We start from the raw sequence: 20,620 nt of genomic DNA on the forward strand, positions 1-20,620 counted from the left end.
GCAGTTGCGAGCAAAGCGAAGCAAAGATAGTCTGCCGAGCTTAAAATTTAAATTTCAACGCCATATAGCGAGAAAAGACAAGCCGCTTAAATTTTAAAATTTAACGCTAACAGTCAGCATAAACTGCCTCGCATACCCCGGCTGTATCGGTATGATATTGGCCTGCGTGCCGGTCGATGAGGACGTATAGTAGAGCTTATCGGTCAAGTTTTTGACGTTAAACGAGAAATTCGTCTCGTAGCCCGCGATCTTGGTATCGTAGCTGATAAATGCGTCGTAAACGACCGCATCGTCCATCTTAAAGCCCGTTCCCGCAGGCACGGCCGGTAAATTCGTCCTCATGTAGTAGGTGTACCATGAGCCAAAGTACCTCGCTCCGCCGCCGATCCTTAGGCCTTTTGCGCCTAGATGACTAAAGTCGTAGTTAGCAAAGAGGCTGGCTTGGTGCTTAGGCGTGGCTTCTAGCGGTTTGCCCACTAGCACGGCAAACGCGCCGCTATCCTTACGCACCTCGGTTTTAGTGTATGCGTAGCTAGCGCCCACGCTTAGCCCTTGCGTCACGCGGCCGTTAAAGTCAAACTCAAATCCTCTCGAGCGCGCCTCGCCCACGGGCGTACTTACGCTATTTACGGTGCGCATGATGTTTTTCTTATCGATGTTAAAGACCGCCGCGCTAGCCGTTATGCTATCGTTTTGAAATTTAGTTCCTAGCTCTATGCTTTTGCCTTCTTCGGGCTTTATGTCGCCGATGTCGTCGCCGCTGATCGCCATTTGCGGGCTAAAGCTTTGCGCGTAGTTGGTGTAAACGGACCACTCCGGCGTTAGCAGGTATAAAAGCCCCGTCTGCCACGTAAATTTGCCGTCTTGCTGATCGGTGGTGTTTGGTCCGCTGGTCGTGCCGCGAGCGACTTGGTTGTAGTATTCGTATCTAACGCCCAAAGAGTAGATCAAATTTTCGGTCAAATTTATACTATCTTGCGCGTAAAATCCGATCGTTCTTAGCTTTTGATACTGGATACCGGAGGCTCGGTCGGACGGATAGGCGACCGTGCCGTAGACTGGACTGTAGATATTTATCGGGAAGTTTCTGTGCGTCGTGCCGGAGCTATAGCTGTTTAGCGCGCCGGGTCTATAGCGGTAGTACTCCTTTGCGTCGATACCAAATAGCAAGTTATGCTCTATCTCGCCCGTTTGCACGTAACCGTTTAAATTTAACGACCCCGCGTGCGTGCGGTGGATAAATCCGTCATACGCCTCGTTTCGTCTAGCCGCAACGCCCGTGTTTAAATTTACGTTCATTAGCCTGATGTGGCCGTATTCGTGCTTTGAGCGCGAATACGCGTAAGCGCCGCGCAGTAGCCAGTCCTCGCCGATATTTTTTTCAAAATTTACATCTACGGTGTCGAGTCTGGTTTTTAGTTTATTAAACGGCTCGTCAAGGCGCCTTTTCTTATCTATCGGAAGTAGCTTGCCCGTGCTTGGAATGAGATACATACCGCGGTCGATCGGATCGGTCGATCGCGTGTGCGTATAGGCTAAATTTATGCGGTAATCATCGCCTTTATACGAGAGCGAAGGCGCAAAGAGGACGTTTTTATATTCGCCAAACTCTCTCCAGTAGTCTTTTTGCATCATATCAAATATAAATCTATACGCAAAGCCGCTATCAGCGATCGGTCCCGTGCTGTCAAAGCCCGCGTTCCAGTAGTTGCGGTTGCCGATACCGGCCCAAATTTCGTTTGAGAAGTCGTATTTTGGCTTTTTAGTGACCATATTTATGATGCCGCCGGGCTCTTGCGCGCCGTAGAGCAAGCTAGCCGGGCCTTTTAGCACCTCGACGCTTTCTACGGTTTTGTTAAAGCTATGCATGACGCTAGACGGTACGCCGTTTCGCATGATCGAGCCGTCGCGTCCGCCGCCAAAGCCTCGCTTAATGATCGAGTCAAAGATACCGCCCGTGGTGTTTCCGTAGCTAACTCCGCTCACGTTTTGAAGGCTCTCGGCTAGAGTCTCGGGTTTTTTATCCTTTAGTTGCTGCTGGGTTACGACGTTTACCGTCTGCGGGATCTCTAAAATAGGCGTATTTGTTTTGCCTACTTCGCTGGTTTTGGCGCGGTATCCGTCGTCCGCGCTCTCGCTAATCTCGACGCCTTGTAGCGCTACGTCGGCGGCGAAAATTTGAGTTAAAAGCAGCGACGAGGCCGCTAAACTTAGGCTAAATTTGTTCATTTATTTTTTCTCCGTTTTAAAATGTATTATCATTATATTATTCTTGCGCTTAAATTTCGGTCGCATTTTAGGCTATAATTTCGGCTATGAAATACGCAAATTTAAAACAAATACAATCTTTTCTAGGCAAATTTAAAAAAATAACCGCAATCAGACGCGCGGGCGATATGGCGATATTTATAGAATTTGACGGCGAGCTCGGACTATTTTTCGACCTTAGCAAATCTGACTCCGCGATCTACGCAAATCCTGATTTTCTAAATGTAAAAGAGTACAAAGCGCCCTTTGACGTCGCGCTTAAAAAGAGGTTTTGGGGGGCTAAAATTTTAAATTTAAGCGTGCCCGAGGGAAATAGAATTTTAAAGCTGGAGTGCGAATTCCAAGGCTCGTATAAGAGTTTAGCCTCGAGCCTGTTTTTGGAGTTTACGGGGCGATTTACCAACGCTATCATTACGGACGAAAAGGGCGTCATCGTCGAGGCTTTGCGCCATATAGATAATAATTTTCGCGTGATAAAACCGGGGCGCGAGCTGCTAGAGCTGCCGCCGGCAGTGATAAAAGAGCGCCAGACGCCGCCGATAACGGATTTTGAGCGGTATTTTAGCGAGGAATTTAAGCGCGTAAATAACGCAAAGCTAGAAAATCTGCGCGCTGTAAAATCGGCCGCGATAGAGCGAAAAATGCAAAATTTAAGTGAGATTTTAGCGGGGCTTGAAAACGAAAGCGACCTAAATGCGCAAAGCGAAATTTTAAGCAAAAACGCGGGGCTGATCTTATCAAATTTGCACGCGTTAAGAGACTACGAGCGCGAGGTAACGCTAAATGATTTCGAGCGAGGCGAGGTGAGGCTCGTGCTGGACGATAGCCCAAAAATCGCCGCAAACGCGATGTTTGCCAAAGCAAAAAGGCTAAAACAAAAGGCGGCGGGTCTAACGATAGAGCGGCAAAATTTGACCGAAAAGCTGGAGTTTTTATCAAATTTACAAACGCTCGTAAATGAAGCAAAAAGCGCCGAAGAGCTAGAGGTCCTAGCGCCTAAAAAGGCCCGCGCCGTAAAGCAAAAAGAGCAAAATCAAAACGTCGAGGATTTTTACGTCGAAGGCTATAAAATCAGCATCGGACGCAACGAAAAAGGCAACGTCTGGCTGCTAAAAAACTCGAAAAAAGACGACGTCTGGATGCATCTAAAAGACCTACCGTCCGCGCACGTCATCATCAAAACCGCAAAAAGCGCTCCCAGCGAGGAAATTTTGAGATTTGCGGCTAAAATTTGCGTAAATTTTAGCGTCAAAGGCGGCGGGACGTACGAGGTTGACTTTACCAAACGTAACAACGTCAAAATTACGAGTGGCGCAAATGTAAATTATATTAATTTTAAGACGATATTAGTAACAAAGCACGACTAAAAGGAGGCGAAAATGGCTGTAACACCCCTTGGCAATACGATTTTTATCAATCAAAACGTAAATATGGTCTCAAACAAGGTCGCCGACGTCCAAAATAGATTTGACCTGCAAAATCTCGCCGCCGCATCGCTAGCAAGCGACGAAAAACAAGAGGTCTCCGAAGTGCGCCCGACTGAGGAAACCTACAAAATCGATCCCGAAAACGAGCACGAAAAGCAAAAGGGCAGGCAGGAGCAGGGCGAGCTCGCCTCGGAGCAAAAGGGCGAAAACTCTGATGACGACAAAAACTCCGAGGAGCGCGTCGCGGCTAACGACTTTCCGCAGGCATCGCCCGTATTTCATCATCTTGATCTTAAAATTTAAGTTTGCGGGCTTAAATTTGACCGCTAGAGGCTAAGCGGTCAAATTTGGCTCTATTTAGATCAAATTTGAGCCTTTGTCCGCTAAATTTAAGCAGCTGTTTTTGGCAAAAGCAAAATCAAGCGCAGCTCGTCAAATGCGCGCCGAATTTGCTGCCTCGCTCGGCAAAATTTAACCCAAATCCGCCAAATTTATCGCCCCTTTTTAATCAGAACTAAAATTTAACGCAAAACCGTCAAATTTAACCGTCCGCCAAAAGCCCGCAAGCGTAAATTCGCCTCAAATTTCGGCGCTTTTAAGCGAAAATTTTATACAATCGTTACTCAAAAAAGGAAAAATCATGAAAACGCGTATAATCACCGGCGTCGCTCTATTTGCGGCGGTTTTTGTCATCTTTTTCGTCGATAGTTATCTGTTAAATTTCGCCATTTTAGGCTTCGTGCTTTACACGGCCTTTGGCGAAGCCGTGAGGCTCTACGGCCTACAAGGAAGCTCTCTTGCTCTCGTGGCGGTTATTTTTTACCTGCTCACGCCTTTTTCAAACCCCGTATTTATCGCTATTTTAGCGGTCTTGCTCGTGGTTAGTTTTCTCGCGCATTTTAAGAGCGAAAATCTAACGCCCGCGCTGCCGTTTTTGTATCCGATGACGCCGATTTTTCTCATCTGGATGCTTTATTCGCAGTACGGCGTAGGCTACTTGGCGTGGCTGATTTTAACGGTCGTGGCGTGCGATAGCGGGGCGTTTTTCGTCGGTAAATTTTGCGGCAAACACGCCTTTAGCGAGACTTCGCCGAACAAAACATGGGAGGGCGTCGCAGGCGGTATCGCCGTGGCTACGGTCTTTGGCGCGGGCTTTGGCTGGGTGCTGACCGATAGCTTTTGGCATAGCCTCATCACGGCGTTTTTGGTTGCGGTTTTTGGCGTTTGGGGCGATCTTTTCGAGAGCTACTTAAAGCGCCGCGCGGGCGTCAAGGATAGCGGCACGCTGCTACCGGGTCACGGCGGTATGCTTGACCGCGTCGACGGCTATCTTTTCGGCGTCGCGGCGATACTCTGGACGCTATCGTGGTAGTGCTGGGCTCGACGGGCTCGATCGGGACGAATACTTTAAATCTAGCCCGTAAATTCGGCCTTAGCGTCGAGGCGCTGAGCTGCGCGTCAAACTACGAGCTTTTAAACGAGCAAATCGCCGAATTTAAACCCAAATTCGTCTGTATCGCCGAGCCTAAATTTGCTAAATTCGTAAAACATAAACGCGTTTTTGCCGGCGCTCAGGGCATCTGCGATATGCTAAAAGAGTGCGAGAGCCAGCGCGTCGTAAACTCTCTAGTGGGTTTTGCGGGTCTTGCTCCTAGCTTAGCCGCACAAAAGCTGGGCAAAAAACTAGCGCTTGCCAATAAAGAAAGCCTCGTCGCGGGCGGCAAATTTTTAAACACGAGTGCGATAAATCCGATAGATAGCGAGCATTTCGGGCTTAAATTTTTGCTCGCGAACAAAACCCCGGTCGCTAGGCTCGTCATCACGGCCTCGGGCGGCGCCTTTTACAAAACCCCGCTAAAATCCCTAAAAGACGCCCGTGCCGCAGACGCGCTAAAGCACCCGAACTGGAGCATGGGCGCAAAGATCACGATCGACAGCGCGACGATGGCGAACAAGCTTTTTGAGGTGCTGGAGGCCTTTTGGCTCTACGGCGTGCGGGATATCGAGGCGCTCATCGAGCGCACGTCCACGGTGCACGCGCTGGTGGAGTTTGCCGACGGCTCGACTACGGCGCATCTATCCAAAACCGATATGATTTTAGCCATCGCGCATGCGATTTTGGGCGAGGACGGAGCGCTAAATTTGAGCGCCGCCGATGCGAAAAACGGGCAAATCGTGCCGAATTTAGACCTAAAAACATTGAAAAATATAAAATTCGGCGAGATAAATTTGAAAAAATATCCTATCTTTTCGCTAAAAGACCAAGCTTTGCAAAGCCCGGATCTTGGCGTTGCGATAAACGCCGCAAACGAAGTCGCCGTGTATAAGTTTTTGCGCCGCGAATGCGGATTTTTAGATATCTCGCGAACGGTTTTAGCCGCGGCAAAGAGGTTTGAAAACGAGAAGATAGAGAGCGAGAGTAAGATTTTTGAAGTGGATTTAGAAGTGAGAGCGTGGGCGGAAAAGTCGCTTAAATAGCGACTCGTCTTTTGGGCGTCTTTGAATGAGCTAGAAATTTTCTCCCTCGATGAACTATATATTCTATCTTCGGTCGAAAATTTTCTTCGCAACATTCAAATCCATCTCAAAACAAGCGTAGCGTTTTTGCGAAGTAAAATGTTTCTATAAAATCCTTCGCCTTGATTTTTTACGCTCAAATTTGAAGTCAAATTTGGTTAAATTTTTAAAATTTTACCCACCGAGATCCGCACCCTGAAAATATCAACTTTGAACTCAGAACCCCGCGACGCTTTGCGCGAGCAAAGCCATGTCGCCACCTCTAACGTGCAGTGGGGTTGGTGGGGGTTTGGGGGCGGAAGGGGCGACGCTTCGTAAGTAGAAACCCCTTCCACCACCCAAGAAAAAGAGAAAGGCGGATACAAAGGGGAGCTCTTTTGCTTCAGCTACGCTTCGCCTTGTGCTTAGCCGCACTTTGTTTGCTACTGTTAGGACGCACTCTCTTTGAGAGCTGCTGGCAGAGCGTAATTCAAGCCCCTTTCCCCTTAACAAGAAAGATTAAATTGCACAAAAACTCTAACTTATAACGCTAAATTTAACCAAGCTAAATTTGGCACCTTAAAGGTGCGGGTCTCGGCGAGTAAATTTAAAATTAGCTCGAAAAATTTGCTTAAAACGGCGCATTTTCGTCGCCGTAATCCTTGCCAATATGTTATAATTTTGCGAATTTTAAAATCGCTTTGTGTTTAAATTTGGCTGCAAAACAAGACAAATGCCGTAAATTTCAAGAGTCGCAAAATAAAAAGAGGAAAATATGGAAAAATACGAAGGCTACAATCTCAGGTTCAAAGACGCTCTGGTCGGCGTACAGTTTTTATTCGTCGCGTTTGGCGCGCTCGTGCTCGTGCCGATATTAACGGGACTTGATACGTCCGTGGCGCTGTTTACCGCGGGTATCGGCACGCTGCTGTTTCAGCTAATCACGCGCAAAAACGTCCCGCCGATCTTTCTCGCGTCTAGCTTTGCCTTTATCGCGCCGCTTAGCTTTGGTGTGAAGGAGTGGGGCATCGCCGCGACGATGGGCGGGGTGATCGCGGCGGGGCTTTTTTACGTGGTTTTGAGCCTGCTTATTAGGCTTAAAGGCGAGGGATTTTTGCATAAAATTTTACCGCCCGTGGTCGTCGGCCCCGTCATCATGACGATCGGCCTCATCCTCTCGCCCGCAGCCGTAAATATGGTCATGGGCAAGGGCAAAGAGGCGCTTTACACGCAGGGGCAGTCGCTTACCATCGCGCTTATCTCGCTCTCGGCCGTTATCGCCATTATGATGTTTGGCCGCGGCATGCTGCGCCTCGTGCCGATACTTTGCGGCATCGCAGCCGGATACTGCGCGTCGCTGTTTGTTGGGATAGTGGATTTTACGCCGATTCTAAATGCGCCTTGGTTTGCGCTGCCAAATTTCACCGCGCCGGTTTTTAAGCTCGAAGCCGTGATCTACATGGTGCCTATCGCTATCGCGCCCGCGATCGAGCACATCGGCGATATGCTCGCGATCAGCAACGTAACGAAGGAAAATTTTCTCAAAAACCCTGGGCTTAAAAGCACTCTTCTAGGTGACGGACTCGCGACGTCGCTAGCAGGCTGCTTCGGCGGACCGCCAAACACCACTTACTCAGAGGTCACGGGTGCGGTCAGCATCACGAAGGCTTACAATCCCGCCATTATGACCTTTGCCGCGCTTACGGCGATACTGCTAGCCTTCGTGGGCAAGCTCGGCGCCGCGCTCTCTACAATCCCCGCTCCCGTCATCGGCGGCATTATGCTGCTGCTTTTCGGTATCATCGCTAGCGTGGGTATGGAAACGCTCATAAAAAATAGCGTGGATCTGGCCGAGCCGCGCAATATGATCATCGTCGCGCTCATCTTTGTCTGCGCGATCGGCGGCATGGTGCTGGACTTTGGCGCGATGAGCTTTAGCGGCGTGGGGCTTGGCGCGCTCATCGGCATCACGCTAAATTTGGTTCTGCCAAAGACCAAGCATTTTGACGGGTATTAAGTTAAATTTGCGCGGAGCTTGCATCGTTTCGCGCAAATGCGGGTAAATTTGAGCTGAGGCTTTGCTGTCAAATTTACCCGCGGCTTTTCGTCGTCAAATTTACCGCACTCTAAATTTTAAAATTTCCCCGCAAACGCTTTTAAATTTCTAACGTTTTAAACTAGCAAGATATATAATTGCCTTATGAAAAAGGCGAATAATTTAAGCAAATTTGATAAAAAGGCGCTAAGGCTGCTCTTTGCGGTACTTTTCGTGCCGCTATTCGTCTCGCTCGTTTTTATCTATGAACTATCGGTGTATGATAGCTCGCGCGAGCTGCCCGCGGACGCGCAAAAGATCGGTGGCAGTGATTACTACGACATCGGCGGCAAAATTTATCTACGCTCTTGGAACCTCGCCCCTTACGAGCTGGAGGGCGGCGCGGACGCGGCGAGCTTTCGCGCGCTTGATACCGGCAGATACTCCTACGCAAACGTCGGCATGGACGCTAGTAGCGTATTTTGCGGCGCTCGCAAGATGACGGGGCTAGATCCCGCGCGCACGCAAAAGATCGGCTCTCGCTACTACAGCGACGGGCGCGTTAGCTACTTCTGCTCGGACGTCACGCAGCGCACGGGCGGCGCGATAAGCTATATTTACAAGGTATTTTTCCATGCGTTCGGGCTCTCAAAATGGCCGCAGGAGTACAACTACCCCTACGCTAGACTTGATACTAGCGCGCCTATCTCGCCGCTGACCGAGAGCCCTTACGTCGCAACCGACGGCGAGCGGGTCTTTTATGAGGGTAAAATTTTAGCGGGTGCGGATGCAAAAAATCTAAAACAGATAAGGCTAAAAATCATACACGAAGACGGCCCCGGCTCGCCCGCGCACTTTCGCCCGGTCGATCGGTGGCTGAGCGACGGACGCAGCGTCTATGCGGACGGCGAGAGGCTAAATTTCACGCCTAGCGAGCAGATGTATCTCGTGGAGCCAAACGCCGGCATAGAGTTTCTTTATGATCCGAAGGCGGGCGCGGTGCTGATGAACGGCGAGAGATTTGAGGCTGCAAACGAGCCCTATACGCCGCTAAATTTTCAGAGCGGGCATCAGGAATACATGCTGTTTGCGAGCAAAAACGGCATATTTTATCTAAGCAAGGATAAAATTTTAAATCGTCCGCGCGGTAGTGGCGCCGAGGGCCGGCTCAAAGACGCGCTTTGGTACGTGTATTATAAATTTGGCGCAGACGCCAGCTGGCTAAGCGCGCTAAAAAGGGCGGGCGACAATCCGTTTAAAGGCGCCGTGCGGCAGATCTCGGAAAAGCTTTTTAAAGACGACGCGGGATTTTACTATCTAAATTTCTACTCGCATAGCGTTTACGTCACGGGCCGCAGCGGCAGGCATCTGGATAAGCGGACAAATTTCATCGATCTACGAAAGATCACGCTAGACGTGCATGGCGAGGAGGTGATGGCGCAGATCGCGGACGAGGCGGCGCGAAACCCCGAAATGTCGCAGCAGGTCTTTACCGCGCAGGACGTGGAGTATGAAAACGGCGCGGCCTTTTATATGTATTGCCTCGCGGCGGTTTTATTGCTCGGAGCTTGGATTTATAGCTGCCTTAGAAAGCGCAGCTTGCGCCGCGGTTAAATTTACCTCAAATTTGCTCTAAATTTACGGCCTTTTTTACCGATTTATTACGATTTCTAGTTAAAATCGCAGTGAAAAAAAATCAAAAGGAAATCCAATGGAAAACAAAATCATGGATAGCGTCAGAGGCGGCTTTTGGACGAAGCCCGTCATTATTTTCGTCTTGCTTTTGCTGCTACTTATCCCGCTAGGCTTCATCAGCTCGATGATCTCTGACCGTGCCTACGTCAAGCGCACCGCCGAGGAGTCCATCATGCAGCCCGTCGGCGGCACGCTTAGGATCGAGGGCGTTTTGATCTCGGTACCGTATAAAAAACAAGCGGCGATCTACAACGAAAACGGCGTACCTACGGTATCGCAGACCACCGAGCAAATCATGATAGCGCCGCAGTCCTATGAGCTATCGACCCGGCTAGATCCGCAGTATCTAAAGCGCGGTATCTTTAGCGTGCCCGTTTTTAACGGCGAAGTCGCGCTAAAAGCAAAATTTGCGCCGCTAAATTTCGAGCAGCTAAATATCGCGGAAAGCGACGTTTTGCTAAGCGAGGCGACGCTGATTTTGGGCGTAGGCAGCAAAAAGACCTTTACCGCATTTCCCGCGCTAAAAGCAAACGGACAGGATCTCGCGCAGTCTTTTGCCCCGCCTAAATACTCGCCCTTTGGGCAAAGCGTTCACTACAGGCTACCCGCAAATTTAGCAAGTGGCGGCTTTGAGCTAGCGGGCACGCTATCTATGCAGGGCGGACAGAGCGTGAGTTTCGTTCCCGTCGGGCAGGATAATAAATTTGACGTAAAATCCTCGTGGAGCTCGCCGTCTTTTAGCGGCGGCTGGCTGCCTAAATCACGCGAAGTTACTAGCAGTGGCTTTAACGCGCAGTGGGAGATCTCGGGCCTTAGCACCGGCGTCCCGCAGGCGTGGATCATGGACGGCAGGCGCGAGATGGGGCTAGAGAGCGTCGAGGCTAGCTTCATCAGCCCCGTAAACAACTACTCGCTCATCGCGCGCTGCGTGACGTACGCGATCTTGTTTTTAGCGGTGCCGTTTTTGGCAATCTTTTTGTGCGAAATTTACAGCCGCGCCCGCATCCATCCGATCCAGTACCTACTCATCGGAGCAGCCGACGTGCTGTTTTACCTGCTCGTGCTCTCGTTTTCGGAGCATATTAGCTTTTTAGCTAGCTATCTCGTTGCGGCCGCAGCCGTGTGCGCGACGATACTTTTCTACGGCTCGGCGATCTTTCGGGCTCGCAAATGGGGCGTATTTATCGCGCTCGTACACGGGGTTAGCTACTGCTTACTCTACGGTATCTTGCAGTCCGAGGACTACGCGCTTTTGATGGGCAGCGTGATGATATTTGCGGTGATAGCGTTGGTGATGTATCTGACCAGGAAGATAGACTGGTACGAAAACGGGCTGAAAATTTAGCTTTTTTGGCTCGTCTCGCGAGTGCTTTTAAATGATTTCGTAAATTTCGCCCTGCGACAGACTACATGTCTAGTCTTGGGACGAAATTTACTTCAAAACATTTAAAATCCTCTCACGATACTTCGCCTTGACTTTTTCTATTCAAATTTGCAAATTTATAAATTTAATTCCATCAAAATTTACAAAATCTGCGACGCTTTGCGTCAGCAAAGCAATGTCGCCACCTCTAACGTGCAGTGGGGATGGTGGGGGTTTGGAGGCGGAAGGGGCGACGCTTCGTAAGTAGAAACCCCTTCCGCCTCCCAAGAAAAAGAGAAAGGTGGATACAAAAGGAAGCTCTTTTGCTTCAGCTACGCTTCGCAACTGCTGGCAGAGCGTAATTCAAGCCCCTTCCCTCTTAACAAGAAAAAAAGATACTTTCAAGCATTGTATCAAATTTAAAAACCAAATTTAGCACCTTAAAGATGCAGGTCTCGGCAGGTAAAATTTAAAATTTATCCGAATTTAACGCTATAATCACGCTCGTTTTAAAAACGCACAAATTTAAAGGATAAAAATGAAAAATTTTCTCGCGCTATTTTTAGCGCTTAGTTTTGCCGCTTCGTCGCAGGCGTTCGGCGGCGAAAAGCCAAGCTCGGCGAAGCAAAACGCTCAAATTTTACCCCCGAGCGAGCTAAAATTTACCTCGCGCCCAAAGCTAAAAGGCAAGCAAACGGGCGAGCTTGAGATGAGGTTTAGCTACGACGTAGAAAGGACGGGCGAGTACGATCCGGAAAGCCGCCTCGAGCTAAACAACGTCTATGAGCGCATCTATACTCCGGACGGCGAGACGCTGTTTTACGGCAGGCTATACGGCTACATCAAGCCGCCCTTGCATCATCCGCAAAAGCAGATCGTAAAATTTATCAAAAGCGGCCAAGAGCGCTGGATCGAGATAGATTTTTATCATGCGGACGGTATGCATAGCGGCACGCTACAGCTGTGCTTGTGGGACGATATAAACATCGAAGTCAAGGAGGCTTTTGACGAAGGCAACGTCGCCGGACTATACAAATCAAGCAATAAATTCGACGTGATGCTGGGTATCTTTTCGGACAACAACAACTTCTCCTACTCTAGTAGCGGCAAACCGCGCCAAAAGCACTTTATCACGGTGCGCTCGGGCCCCAAGGAGGATTACTACGAAAACTACGACGAAAACGGCGCGATCGACAACACGAGCTACCAAAAGGACACGGTATTTATCTGGATAAAGACTTTTTATCCAAACGGCAGACTAAAGTCGCTCAACGACTACGAAAATAAGATCGAGCGGGAGTATGATGAGAGAGGGAAAATAATAAGAGACGAGAAATTTTGAGTTTTACGGCCCCGTCTTTTTGGTTTATACGTCGTTGGATTTAAATTTTACTCGGTCACTACCGACTAGGTAGCTCCCGTCGTAAAATTTAAATCCGCCTCGTCTAAACGCAAAAATACTTCGCCTTATCATTTTATGCTCAAATTTGACATTAAATTTATAAATTTGAGTCGCCTAGACCCGCATCTTGAAAATGTCAAATTTGGGTTAGTCGCAAATTTACGGCAAGCGATTTGCGCGCGTATTTTGCCGCCTTTGCTAGGAAGCGGGCCGAATTTATAACCGCAAAAGCAAAAAGCGGTAAAATGCGCTAAAAAAGGAAAATCAATAAAATGAGCGAAAATTTACAACATGGCAGTGCGGGCGGGCTGATTTTGGGTATAGAAAGCAGCTGCGACGACAGCTCGGTGGCGCTGCTCGACATAGAAACGCTGGAGCTAAAATTTCACAAAAAAATCTCGCAGGATGCCGAGCACTGCGCATTTGGCGGAGTGGTACCGGAGCTGGCCGCCAGGCTTCACACCGCCGCGCTGCCTAAAATTTTAGAGCAGATCAAAGCAGAACTACCCAGCGTAAAAGCCGTCGCCGTCACAAATGAGCCGGGGCTCTCCGTGAGCCTGGTGGGCGGAGTCGCGATGGCAAAGGCGCTCGCCTCGTCGCTGCGCGTGCCGCTAATCGCCGTAAATCACCTCGCCGGGCACGTGTATTCGCTATTTTTGTCGCAGGAGGCGCGGCTGCCCGCGGGCGTTCTGCTAGTTAGCGGCGGGCACACGATGGTGCTAGATATCGGCGCGGACGGGGCCGTGAGCGTGCTGGCGGCTACGATGGATGATAGCTTTGGCGAGAGCTTTGACAAGGTCGCAAAGATGCTGGGGCTGGGGTATCCGGGCGGCGTAGCGGTCGAAAAGGCGGCACAGGGGGGGCGCGAGAGGTTTAAATTTACTGTGCCGCTACTTGGCGATGCGCGCACGGCGTATAGCTTCTCGGGGCTCAAAAATCAGGTCCGAGTCGAAACCCAAAAGCTCGCCGAAAGCGGAAATCTCGGCGCACAGGACGTTGCCGACATCTGTTTTGCCTTTGAAAATACGGCTTGCAAGCATATTTTAAACAAGCTGGAAAAGATCTTTGCCCAGCGTAAATTTGAGCGTTTTGGCGTCGTGGGCGGAGCGAGCGCGAACCTAAATCTGCGCTCCCGTTTGCAAGCTCTGTGCGATAAATACGGCTGTGAGCTCATCTGCGCGCCGCTGGAGTTTTGCTCCGATAACGCCGCGATGATCGCGCGCGCCGGACGCGAAAAATACCTGCGCGGCGAGTTTGCGGGGCTTGATCTGCAGGCTAGTCCTAGAAGCGAGCTAAAGAGGATTTAGATTCGGCTTTTGGCTGAAATTTGCTTTTTGGCTCAAATTCGGCGATTATTACCCCAAATTTAGCTTTTTGTGGCGCTGTTGCGAGCGAGCGAGTATAAAGCACGGCAAATCTAAATTTGGCATGATGAGCTAAAAGCACCAAATTTATAGAATCTAAAATCGTTTCGCTAAAAAAATACCGCGACAATCGCCGCAAACGCTAAGACTGAATAAATTAAGATTTTGTCTATGCTTATATTTGTGCCGATTTTTCGCTCGTAAAATATGCTTAATTTGTATTCCGAGCTCTTAAGCGTGCGCCATGCCGCAAAAATCGCCATCACCAAAAGTAACGAGCAAAATTCTCGCGACGGCAAGCTTCTAAAATCCTCCAAAAATAAAATGGTCGCAAGAAGCGTCGCCAAGCAAAATAGCATAAAAAATATCCAGCTCAAAGCGAAGAAAAATACGGCGTCCATCCTGCAATCTATGCCGTGATTTTTATATGCTGCGACCCTAAAGCCGATATAAACGGCAAGCAATGCGCAAGATAGTATCGTGAGCGGGTTAAATAGCACAGAAAGCGTCATTTGGCTCGTCTCTGCGCCCAAGATAGACGCCATGGGCGCAAAAGTAACGAAGGCGCAAAAGTAAAAAAAGATAAATAAAATTCTAGCCTGGAAAATGACGCTAAGAACTGATTTTATGATTTTTAACAATTTTTTCCTTTAAACGTTTGGCGACTTAGGGCTTGAAATTTGACTACGATTTTAGCTAAATTTTAAATGAAATTTATCGACTCTCGTCTAGCTGGTCTTAAATTCGGCGTTGCTATACAATGTACTTACTTGAGCCGTTTAAATTTGAAATGCGGTGAGTCGCCTTTTGGTTTATAAATTTAGCTCTTTTATCGCTCGTAAGATTTCATCCTCTCGGGCTAAAAAATCCTTTGCGATGACGATAAATTCGTTATTTTTTAGCGAGGCGGCGTCGTAGATCGGCGCTTTGAGCGTCGCTAGATCGATCATCTTTGCTCCCGTGCCCGCAGCGATCATCTCGCCAGCGGCGTTGTCCCAGATAGAGCTTGGCGAGTAGCGCATGTATGCGCCCGCAAGATTTTCGGCGATGCGGCAGTATTTGATCGCCGAGCTTAGCCGCGCGATGTCAAAATTTAGAGCAGTCGCGAGCTTGCCCGCCGTTACGTTTTTGCCGCGTTTGCCGCTGATTATCGTTTGCGGCGCTCTCTCGTTTACGGCTAGAGTTTGCGGGATAAATGAGCCGTTTTTATAAGGCTCTTTTTGCGTTCGTCCGCCCTTTGCCGCGCTATAAATTTCGCCGGTAACGGGCACGTAGATAACGCCGAGGGCAGGGCGACCGTCCTCTATGAGCGCGATGCAGACGCAAAACTCGCCGCTACCGCCGATAAAATCCTTCGTGCCGTCTAGCGGATCGATGAGCCAAAACGTCCGCGCGGACTCGCCCAAAATCTTTTCCTCCGAGCAGATCGGGATTTGTGAGCTTTTTAGCGTTTCAAATATCGCGGCGTTTGCCGCAAGATCGGCCGAGGTCACGGGCGAATGATCGGTTTTTAAATTTACCTCAAAATCCCGGCCGTTTTTATTGCGCGCGCTTTCGTGCAAGGTTGAACGAGCTGCTAAAATCTCGTCGTCAAAGCCCTTGTGGGCGTAAAATTTCATTATCTCGTCGCCTGCTTTTGTAGCCGCAAGTTTGGCTAAGAGTAATAGTTCGTTTAAATTTTGCATTTTTGTTTCTTTTAAAAAGGCTTGTCTTTTGAGTGCTTTTTGTGGAGTTTGCTAAAATTTTGCTCGGCAGACTACATGTCTAGCCTACGCAAAATTTTCGCTGCACAACCCCAAAAATCATCTCAAAATACTTCGCCTTATTATTTTATATTCAAATTCGAGTCAAATTTGTAAATTCAGGCTTCAAATTCCGCTCGCCCAGACCTGCACCTTGAAAATACAAATTTTACCTTAGCTTAAAGAGTTAAGGCACCGTATTTTTTCGTCAGACGAGGCAGTGGCGAACGAGGCAAGGGAGCGTATATATAATACGTGATTGAAGCCGACTGAGCCACTAACGACGTATGGCGGAAAAAGACAAGCCGCCAAATTTAAAATTATTTCGGCGTTCTGTTCGTCTCTCCGACGTACAGCTGCCTTGGACGTACGATCTTGATACTCTCCTGCTCTTTTAGCTCTATCCATTGGCTAATCCAGCCGGGGATCCTACCGATGACGAAAATAACCGCAAACATATCGTTTGGTATACTAAGCGCCTTTAAAATCAGCCCCGAGTAAAAATCGACGTTCGGGTAGAGGTTGCGCGAGATGAAATACTCGTCGTTTAGCGCGATCTCTTCGATCTTTTTGGCGATTTTTAGAAGCTCGGTGTTTATGCCGATCTCGTCAAACAGCTGGTCGCACATAGATTTTAGCACCTTTGCGCGCGGATCGAAGTTTTTATACACGCGGTGACCAAAGCCCATTAGCCTAAACGGATCGTTTTTGTCTTTGGCGCGGGCGATGTATTTATCGACATTTTCTACCGAGCCGATCTGCTCTAGCTGGCGGATGACGCCTTCGTTCGCGCCGCCGTGAGCCCAGCCCCATAGCGCTCCTATACCCGCAGCGATACACGCATACGGGTGCGCGTGCGTCGAGCCCACCGTGCGTACGGTCGTCGTGGAGGCGTTTTGCTCGTGATCGGCGTGCAGCATAAAGACCGTATCAAGCGCCTTGACCTCGATCGGGCGCAAATTTACGTGCTCGTACGGGTAGCTCCTCATCATGTATAGGAAATTTTCCGTAAAGCCGCGGTCTAAATTTGGATAAATGATCGGCAATCCGCGCGAAAATCTATAAGAAAACGCCGCGATGGTCGGGATTTTGGCGATTATTCGCATCGCCATCTCGTGGTACTCCTCGGGCTTGTCCATGTTTAGGTGGTCGGAGTAAAACGCAGAAAGCGCCGAGACTGCCGCCTGCAGGATCGCCATCGGGTGCGCCTTATCCGGAAATGCGTCAAAGAGCTTCATCATGCCCTCGTGGATGAAACTGCGTTTTTTAAGCTCGAGTTTAAAGGCATCGTACTGCTGATCGTTGGGTAGCTCCCTGTTTAGCAGTAGATACGCCACGTCGATGAAAGTCTTGTGCTCGGCAAGATAGGCGATGTCGTAGCCGCGGTACATCAGCTCACCTTTTAGTCCGTCGATGTAGGTTATCGTGCTTTTGCACATCGCCGTCGAGGTGTAGCCGCGGTCAAACGTAAACATCCCCGTATCGCTAAAAAAGGTCGAGATGTCGATGACGTCGGGCCCCATGGTGCCATGAAGTATCGGAAAGTCGTAGCTTTTGCCGTTTCTGTTGTCGGTTAACGTAACCGTATCGCTCATCTTAGCTCCTTTGTAAATTTGATTTTACGCTCATTAAAATTTTAATACATATGGTGACTATTATAGCTTGAGTTAGGCTTGCTAGTATGAAAGAGAAGTAAAAATTTTCATTTATGCCGCCTGATTTGTAGGCTATGGTAGCAACGGCGATGAGAAGCGTTAGTGGCATCGAGTGCGAGAGCGCGAAAAGGACGGTGTTTTTTAGCCCGAGGATGTTTAAAAACACCGTGCTAGCCGCTAGTCTAAAGCCTATCATGACGCCCGTTATCAGCATCGCATCGCGCACGACCCCGTCTATCATAAAAGCGTTAAGCTTAAACGTCGAGCCGATGTGGACGAAAAAGGTCGGCACCAAAAAGCCGAATCCAAAGCTAGCAAGCTTGTGCGGAAGGTCTTTTTTGTGATCGAAAAACGTCGCGATAAAAGTCCCCGCCACAAACGCGCCGAAAGCTATCTCTAAATTTAAATAAAGCATAAGCGCGATGATGCCGAAAAACAGCGCCATACACAGGCGGATGTCTTTTTCCGAGTTGTCGTAGTGCGGCATCAGGATGACGCGCAGCTGCGGATACCACCAAAACAGCACGTTTAGCGTCTTGTACCCGATCACCGCCGCGGCTAAAAATCCGCTCAGATATATGACCGAAAATGCTAGCTCGCTACCCGCGCCAAATTTCATATACGCGCCGACGAAGGTTAACAGCGTGATACTCACGACTTCGCCGATCGAGCCGATGAGCATGCCGATATTTAGCCACTCCTCGTTTTTGCCGTACTCCTTAAACAGCGTAAATATCATGCCCACGGCCATCAGCGGCACGATGAGGATAAAAAGGCGGTTTAGATCAAACGAAAACGTCAGTAGCGCCGAGAGCAGGTAGAGTATCGCCAGATAGATGACGCCCGTTTTTAGGATCTTTTTATCTATCGTGAAAAATAGCTTGAGATCGACCTCCGTGCCCGCTAAAAACATGAGATAGAAAAAGCCTACTTCGCTCACGATTTTAAACATCTCGTTGTGCCCGATAAAGCCGAAATACCCCGCCATCGAACCCAAAATAATCTCCACGGGCGCGATAGGGATGCGTAAAATTTTAGAAAAATACGGCGACGTAAAGATGATAAAAGCTAGCGCGATGAGGATACCTAGTCCGTTTGCCTGCAAGAAAGTCCTTTGTAAATGGGGGATTATAGCCTAAGGTTTTTTATTCTTTGATAAATTTGACCCTCTGCGGCTTGTCTTTTTGCCCTATACTTCGTTACTTTTAAATTTGGCTCGGTCATTACCGACGAGGTAACTCCCGTCGCCAAATTTGAAAAGCGCCTTGTCTAGAGCAAAAATACTTTGCCTTGATTTTTCTTTAAACGGCTCGTCTCGCGAGCGCTTTTAAATGATTTCGTAAATTTCGCCCTGCGACAGACTATATGTCTAGTCTTGGGACGAAATTTACTTCAAAACATTTAAAATCATCTCACGATACTTCGCCTTATTGTTTTACGTTCAAATTTGAAGTCAAATTTACAAATTTTACCCACTGAGACCCGCATCCTAAAAATGCAAATTTAAAACACGCGACGCGATAGCGTCAAATCTAAATCTGCGCATAGCGCAGCAACTTCTCACGTCGTAGGGGATAGGGGATTGTTAAGGGGGAAGGGAGCGACCTCGTAATTCAAGCCCCTTCCCCCTTAACAAGAAAGATTAAATTTAATGCACAACATCAAATTTAACAAAACCAAATTTAGCACCTTAAAGGTGCGAGTCTAGGTGCGTAAAATTTAGAATTTCAGCGAATAGTGGTGCCTAGATAACAAAACCCGAGGCAAACAAAAACGCTAAAAAACACGTTTAAAAATGCGGCTAAATTTTGTCCCGAGCTCAAAAGGCGCACCGTCTCATAGCTAAACGTCGAAAACGTCGTAAAACCGCCGAGCGCGCCGACGACTAGAAAGAGCCTTAAATTTTCGCTCAAATTTAACGAGAGTAGTACGCCGATCAAAAAGCTACCAAGAGCATTGACGCAAAGAGTAGCAAGCGGAGAATCGGGGCAAAATTTAGCGACCGCGCCGCTCAAAACGGCTCTACAAACCGCCCCCAAAAATCCGCCGCACCCGATTAAGAGCAAATTTTGCATTAGTGGCAAAGCGTCGCAAAGCTAAATCCGCGCGCCTTAAACTCGGCGATATCGCGGCTGGCGACCTCGCCCTTGGTCGTGAGGTAGTCGCCGATAACGACGGCAGAGACACCGTGATCAAAAATTTCGTATTGGCGTTCGCCTAAAATTTTCTCGCGACCGCCTGCGATCATCACGCGAGCGTTAGGCAGCGCGGCAACGGTGTCGTCGATGATTTTTAGCGCCTCGTCCGCTGTCATAGGCGGCCGTTTGACGCGTAGCGCGTCATTTGGGATAAAGAAATTTATCGGGCTAGAAAACGGATCAAGCTCTTTTAGGCTAGCTTGCAGGCTCGCGCGGTCAGCCTCGCTCTCGCCAAGCCCGTAAATGCCGCCGGTGCAGAGCATTAGACCTGCTTCTTTGGCGTCGATGTTGGTCTGCCAGCGCTCGTCCCAGCTATGCGTCGAGCAAATTTGCGGGAAAAACTCGCGCGATGTCTCGAGGTTGTGGTTGTAGCTAAACACGCCCGCGCTTTTTAGCTCTTTTAGCTGCGGTAGCGTTGCCATGCCGTTGCAAGCGATCAGCATGAGGTTTGGGACTTCTTTATTTACGGCGCGCGCGAGGCGGGCGATCTCCTCGGTCTTTTTGTCCGTGAGTCTTGCGCCGCTGGTGACTAGGCAAAAGCCCAGCGCGTGGTTCGCCGCCGCGATCTTGGCCTCGGTGACTACTTGCTCGACGCTTTTCATTTTGTATTTTTCGATGCCGGCATTTATGCCCGCGCTTTGCATGCAGTAGCCGCAGTCTTCGGAGCAGTTGCCCGAACTGACCGAACAAATAGCACACAACATAATAGTTTTCATTAGATTATTCCTTTTTTAGCGGCTTGTCTCGCGAGCGCTTTTCCGAGATTTTGCAAAATTTTCGCTCCGCAGGCTATATGCCTAGCGCACGCTCAATTTTGCTTCAAAACTCGAAAAATCATCTCGCGATACTTCGCCTTGTCGTTTTTATGTTAAATTTAAAATTTCTGAGTTGCAATCGATAAGGCGGCGTATTTTTTGCGTTTAGACGAGGCGCTTTAAAATTTGGCGACGGGAGTTACCGTGCGGGTAATGACCG

General features: G+C 48.9%; 16 protein-coding genes. 9 read left to right on the forward strand and 7 right to left on the reverse strand.

Annotation, left to right across the window (positions count from 1 at the left end; genetic code table 11):
- Positions 1-93: 93 nt before the first annotated feature.
- The gene (locus H7R39_RS06185) at positions 94-2,229 is read right to left on the reverse strand and encodes a TonB-dependent siderophore receptor (RefSeq protein WP_185898401.1); all 2,136 of its coding nucleotides are present in this window, start codon (positions 2,227-2,229) and stop codon (positions 94-96) included.
- A gap of 86 nt (positions 2,230-2,315) precedes the next feature.
- Here H7R39_RS06185 and H7R39_RS06190 point away from each other — a divergent pair, with 86 nt between their 5' ends.
- The 9 genes from H7R39_RS06190 (at position 2,316) to tsaD (ending at position 13,993) form a co-directional block, all read left to right on the forward strand.
- Positions 2,316-3,635, forward strand: coding sequence for an NFACT RNA binding domain-containing protein (locus H7R39_RS06190; RefSeq protein WP_185898402.1), 1,320 nt, complete (start codon positions 2,316-2,318; stop codon positions 3,633-3,635).
- A gap of 12 nt (positions 3,636-3,647) precedes the next feature.
- Positions 3,648-3,998 carry a hypothetical protein gene (locus tag H7R39_RS06195; protein ID WP_185898403.1) on the forward strand — a complete coding sequence of 117 codons (351 nt, stop codon included), beginning with the start codon at positions 3,648-3,650 and terminating at the stop codon, positions 3,996-3,998.
- 337 nt (positions 3,999-4,335) lie between these two features.
- Complete coding sequence (locus tag H7R39_RS06200; protein WP_185898404.1) at positions 4,336-5,067, forward strand: phosphatidate cytidylyltransferase; 732 nt, start codon at positions 4,336-4,338, stop codon at positions 5,065-5,067.
- Positions 5,061-6,173 carry a 1-deoxy-D-xylulose-5-phosphate reductoisomerase gene (gene dxr / locus H7R39_RS06205; RefSeq protein WP_185898405.1) on the forward strand — a complete coding sequence of 371 codons (1,113 nt, stop codon included), beginning with the start codon at positions 5,061-5,063 and terminating at the stop codon, positions 6,171-6,173. Before H7R39_RS06200 ends, dxr begins: the two co-directional genes overlap by 7 nt.
- Before the next feature lie 793 nt (positions 6,174-6,966).
- Positions 6,967-8,208 (forward strand): uracil-xanthine permease family protein, encoded by a 1,242-nt coding sequence (locus H7R39_RS06210; protein WP_185898406.1) that lies wholly within the window; start codon positions 6,967-6,969, stop codon positions 8,206-8,208.
- A gap of 183 nt (positions 8,209-8,391) precedes the next feature.
- Positions 8,392-9,840, forward strand: a complete 1,449-nt coding sequence (locus tag H7R39_RS06215; RefSeq protein ID WP_185898407.1) for a DKNYY domain-containing protein — start codon at positions 8,392-8,394, stop codon at positions 9,838-9,840.
- Between the two features lie 97 nt (positions 9,841-9,937).
- On the forward strand, positions 9,938-11,266 hold the full coding sequence (creD, locus tag H7R39_RS06220) for a cell envelope integrity protein CreD (RefSeq protein ID WP_185898408.1): 1,329 nt from the start codon (positions 9,938-9,940) through the stop codon (positions 11,264-11,266).
- Between the two features lie 556 nt (positions 11,267-11,822).
- The gene (locus H7R39_RS06225) at positions 11,823-12,626 is read left to right on the forward strand and encodes a toxin-antitoxin system YwqK family antitoxin (RefSeq protein ID WP_228724734.1); all 804 of its coding nucleotides are present in this window, start codon (positions 11,823-11,825) and stop codon (positions 12,624-12,626) included.
- A 368-nt stretch (positions 12,627-12,994) separates the two neighbouring features.
- Complete coding sequence (gene tsaD, locus H7R39_RS06230; RefSeq protein WP_185898499.1) at positions 12,995-13,993, forward strand: tRNA (adenosine(37)-N6)-threonylcarbamoyltransferase complex transferase subunit TsaD; 999 nt, start codon at positions 12,995-12,997, stop codon at positions 13,991-13,993.
- A gap of 167 nt (positions 13,994-14,160) precedes the next feature.
- Here the strand turns inward: tsaD and H7R39_RS06235 are convergent, their stop codons facing one another.
- From H7R39_RS06235 to H7R39_RS06260, 6 genes are all read right to left on the reverse strand, one after another.
- Positions 14,161-14,691, reverse strand: coding sequence for a hypothetical protein (locus H7R39_RS06235; RefSeq protein ID WP_185898409.1), 531 nt, complete (start codon positions 14,689-14,691; stop codon positions 14,161-14,163).
- A gap of 171 nt (positions 14,692-14,862) precedes the next feature.
- Complete coding sequence (locus tag H7R39_RS06240) at positions 14,863-15,735, reverse strand: 3'(2'),5'-bisphosphate nucleotidase CysQ family protein (RefSeq protein WP_185898410.1); 873 nt, start codon at positions 15,733-15,735, stop codon at positions 14,863-14,865.
- Between the two features lie 377 nt (positions 15,736-16,112).
- Positions 16,113-17,387, reverse strand: a complete 1,275-nt coding sequence (locus tag H7R39_RS06245; RefSeq protein WP_185898411.1) for a citrate synthase — start codon at positions 17,385-17,387, stop codon at positions 16,113-16,115.
- A gap of 1 nt (position 17,388) precedes the next feature.
- Positions 17,389-18,552, reverse strand: a complete 1,164-nt coding sequence (locus H7R39_RS06250; RefSeq protein WP_185898412.1) for a cation:proton antiporter — start codon at positions 18,550-18,552, stop codon at positions 17,389-17,391.
- Between the two features lie 622 nt (positions 18,553-19,174).
- Entirely contained in the window at positions 19,175-19,522 is a 348-nt protein-coding gene (gene crcB / locus H7R39_RS06255) for a fluoride efflux transporter CrcB (RefSeq protein WP_185898413.1), read from the reverse strand.
- Complete coding sequence (locus tag H7R39_RS06260) at positions 19,522-20,361, reverse strand: biotin synthase (protein WP_185898414.1); 840 nt, start codon at positions 20,359-20,361, stop codon at positions 19,522-19,524. The genes crcB and H7R39_RS06260 overlap by 1 nt, the downstream gene beginning before the upstream one ends.
- Between the last annotated feature and the right edge of the window lie 259 nt (positions 20,362-20,620).

The organism is Campylobacter massiliensis, from assembly GCF_014253065.1.
Taxonomy (GTDB): Bacteria; Campylobacterota; Campylobacteria; order Campylobacterales; family Campylobacteraceae; genus Campylobacter_A; species Campylobacter_A massiliensis.